Below are 1,339 nucleotides of genomic sequence, written 5' to 3'. Positions count from 1 at the left end.
TCTAACGCTGCATCGGCTGCTTGCACGTAACGGATGGAAGTGATCATCACCAGGACCGCACATAGCCCAACGACTGCACTGTACACGCCTCGAGCAGTTGACTCCTTGATGTTCCATCTTTTGAGCGGCTTGCTCTCCATAGCGGCTGCCATCCCGCCAAGTCCTAAGAATACGAGGATCCCCATGAACACATAACTCATATTGAAGTCCAGCACGCTGTGAACGAGAATGGACAGTACGATGATCAGATAGAGGAAGTGACGGTTGCGTCCTTCTTCGTTGGCCTGGATATAGCCGCGAATGTATTTGTAGAAGATATACAGGATAAACGACATGAAAATAACAAATCCGACGATGCCCACTTCAATCAAATACTGAAGAAAGAAGTTATGTGCCTGACGACTCGTGTACGGGTTGTTCTGATATTGCTCATACAGTGATGCCCACGCACCGCCGCCTGCCCCGATGATCGGGTAGTCTGCCAGTACTTTCATTGCATCGCGATAGAACGTGAAGCGTTCGAGTACACTGTGCTGATTGAAGTTAATATTCTCCAGTCGAACGCTAATGTTCTGTGGCAGAATATTTTTCAAACCAGTACCAATGAATAGGAATATCAGCAGGCCTCCAATTGCAACCGAACCAAGTGGAATCCATAAGTTAGAGTTTTTTTTAGCCGACCAATTGTCTAAGAACTGTTCAAGTTTTGGAGCGATAAAACATTGTATAACCCATCCGAGGAGTCCTACAATAGCGGACACACCGAGCAAAATTCCCCAGCCCCTAAGGGCACCACTGCCGCTGAAGGCTTCATTTAAACTCAATCCTAGCTCAGTGACCGGTCTAGAGATAATCAGCGAAACCACACCTCCTATACCGCAGTACAGGATCCACAATAATTGTTTAGCTGGCTTCAGGAATAAGAGTAACAAAACAAACACAACAGGTAACATCACCAGACCGCCTCGAGACAATGTCAAGAGCAGCGATACTATGATGGGTACCAACATGAAACTATGAAAGGCTTGCCCGTACCAGTTTCGTGATGTCGTAACGAAAAAGACTGTTGCAAACAAGAAAGCCATGAGAAAAGCTGCATAAGTATTGGCGTACTGGAATACAGAAGTCAGACGAAGACCGTTAGAATCGGACATGACCGCATGGGTGTATGTGCCGTTTAAAACGGTATTGGAAAACCATTTCGCAATAGCACCTGCAGTCTTTCCCTGGCCAAACCAATGGAGTAGACCGAAACCAACAATAAGATATGCTACAGCCATAATCGTATTTTGAATGATTCGGTTCCCTAATTTGTCACGTAGCACGTACAGTCCAATGA

Annotated in this window: 1 protein-coding gene; it reads right to left on the bottom strand. The window is 45.9% G+C overall.

What is annotated here, in order from left to right:
* Positions 1 to 1,339, bottom strand: a 1,339-nt coding sequence (locus ACFRAK_RS28905; RefSeq protein WP_394573182.1) for an O-antigen ligase family protein, incomplete at both ends; no start/stop codon positions are given.

Source organism: Peribacillus sp. NPDC056705 (assembly GCF_043656335.1).
Note: the sequence above shows the minus strand (reverse complement) of the source record. Positions and strands in the feature narration are given on the sequence as shown.